This window comes from Bacteroidota bacterium (genome assembly GCA_030706565.1).
Classification (GTDB): Bacteria; Bacteroidota; Bacteroidia; order Bacteroidales; family JAUZOH01; genus JAUZOH01.
The window spans coordinates 1-2532 of the sequence record JAUZOH010000504.1 but is presented as its reverse complement, the minus strand read 5'-3'; the positions used below and the strand labels follow the sequence as shown (position 1 = coordinate 2532).

The 2532-nt window shown below is 36.0% G+C and carries 2 protein-coding genes; one reads left to right on the top strand and one right to left on the bottom strand.

The window, feature by feature from the left end:
* Nucleotides 1-414 precede the first annotated feature (414 nt).
* Nucleotides 415-906, bottom strand: a complete 492-nt coding sequence (locus Q8907_16120) for a histidine phosphatase family protein (protein ID MDP4275794.1) — start codon at nucleotides 904-906, stop codon at nucleotides 415-417.
* Between the two features lie 473 nt (nucleotides 907-1379).
* On the opposite strand from Q8907_16120, the gene Q8907_16115 reads away from it, so the two are divergent.
* Nucleotides 1380-2532, top strand: a 1153-nt coding sequence (locus Q8907_16115) for a DNA polymerase III subunit gamma/tau (protein ID MDP4275793.1), incomplete at its 3' end; no start/stop codon positions are given.

The following is a 2532-nucleotide window of genomic DNA, read 5'->3' as shown; positions in this document are numbered from 1 at the left end:
TTAATGGATTAATGGGATAATGGGTTAATGAGATAATGAGATAATGAAAAAATGAAATAAAGGGAAGTTGATAATTTCCGAATTATGAATTGACGTTGGCTTTAGCCAACGGATTGATATGAAGTAATTTAATATGGGCTTTAGCCCAAAAGATTGATATTATGTTATCCAGGTTAAAAATTTCATAATGAGATAATGGGATAATGGATTAATGGATTAATGGGATAATGGGTTAATGAGATAATGAGATAATGAAAAAATGAAATAAAGGGAAGTTGATAATTTCCGAATTATGAATTGACGTTGGCTTTAGCCAACGGATTGATAAAGGAATCAGGAATTTGGGCTTCAGCCCAACCTATTAATAATTAACCTCAATAGGTAATAAACACCTAATTCTATGACAACCTGATGTTATTCTTCAAAAAAGTAAAACTTGCTGTCTTTCACCTTATGCTTTTCGATTTTTTCCCACGATTCTACATTAAAAGTAAGTACGATTAATCCACAAGTTGGAATATTGTCAATGGATTCGGACAGATAATAGTTGGCTACCTCTGTAAAAGTGGGATTATGCCCGATGATCATCATGGAATTGAATTTATCATTGGTTTTGCTTAAGAACTGGACCAGTTTCTCGGGACTTATTTCGTAAAGCCTTTCGACAATAAAAAAATTATCCAGTTTGTATTTTAGTACCTTGCATAAAATCAGCCCTGTGTGAACGGCGCGGATTGCCGAACTTGAAACAATACAATCTGGAAGGGGATAGTTGTCATTTAAAAGTTTTAAGGAAAGCTTGTATGCATCATCTATCCCTTTTTTCTTTAAGGGACGGTCATAATCATTCACCTCCATGTCCCATGATGATTTCCCATGCCGGAGAATATAAAGTTTTTTCATCATTCCATCATTTTATAATTAAGGTTGGATAAATCTGTCACGGCGGACTTTCAGGAGGCAAACCCGCAGGTGACTTTAATTAAGGCTACCCGGTTGATCATGTTTAAAGAACATGCTTTGTTTCATGATTTTTATCAGTGATTTAAATTTCTGGATACATTTTTTTAATCATCGATTATTATTCAAATTTACTAAAATTAAGTCTAATATTTATCTGTTCTCAGTTTTTGATGTTATGGGTTGCAAAATCAAGATGTTACAATATTGTGAAAGTAATTGTAAAGTTTTTTCCCTATTTTGTAATGCTTAAAATTGAGGAAGACGGAAATATTAATAAATTTGAATGCAGTGATAATTGCAGAACAGTCAGGAGTTTTCAGTCCTCCTGAATTGCTTTGGAGATATTTACATTAGGTCAACGCAAGTTTATCAATTAATAGGAATGTTTATTTTTGTATTTTTATAAAAAATAATTGATGGAAAATTTCATAGTTTCAGCACGCAAATATCGTCCGGCAAGTTTTGATTCGGTAGTAGGACAGGCATCCATTACTTCCACGTTAAAAAATGCCATCAAAAATAATCACCTTGCACATGCCTATTTGTTTTGTGGTCCGCGTGGTGTGGGCAAGACTACCTGTGCCCGGATTTTTGCCAAGACCATCAACTGCCAGAATTTAAGCGAAAATATTGAAGCCTGTAATGAATGCGAATCCTGCAAGTCTTTTGCAGAGAACCGTTCGTTCAACATTCATGAATTGGATGCTGCTTCAAACAATTCTGTTGAGGATATCCGCAATCTGATCGACCAGGTGCGCGTCCCACCCCAAATTGGAAAGTATAGCGTTTATATTATAGATGAAGTCCACATGTTGTCGGCTTCTGCATTTAATGCCTTTCTGAAAACCCTGGAAGAACCGCCCAAGCATGTTATCTTCATCCTGGCTACCACGGAAAAACATAAAATTCTTCCGACTATTTTATCCCGTTGCCAGATTTTTGATTTCAACCGCATCAAAATTCAGGATACTGTTGAATACCTGGAATATATCGCAAAAGATGAACAAATTGATTATGAAGTAGATGCCTTAAATGTTATTGCCCAGAAAGCTGATGGTGCCATGAGGGATGCATTGTCCATCTTCGATCAGATTGTTAGTTTCTCTGGTAGTAAAATAACTTACCAGAGCGTCATTGAAAACCTTAATGTGCTCGACTATGATTATTATTTTAAACTGGTCGATGCTTTTTTAAAGACAGATATATCCCAGTCTTTATTAATCTTTGATGATATTGTTGAAAAAGGTTTTGATGGGCATAATTTTATTACTGGCCTTGGCAGTCACTTCAGAAATTTGATGGTGTGCAAGGATGTTGCTACCCTTCAGTTATTGGAGGTAGGGGCCAGCATTGCAGATAAGTTCAAACAGCAGGCAGCTCAATGTGCTGTGGATTTTTTATATAAAGCTTTGAATATATGCAGTGATTGCGACATCAATTATCGCAGCAGCCGTAACCAACGCTTGCATGTAGAACTGGCACTGATACGCCTTTGCAATATTCTGAACCAGTCTCAGTCACCGGTAGAGAAAAAAATTGGCCTGGCACCCACAGAAAAGTCAGCAGATA

What these genes read in the sequence shown, in the direction of transcription:
- Q8907_16120 (MDP4275794.1), bottom strand. Translation starts at nt 906, where the DNA reads ATGATGAAAAAACTTTATATTCTCCGGCATGGGAAATCATCATGGGAC.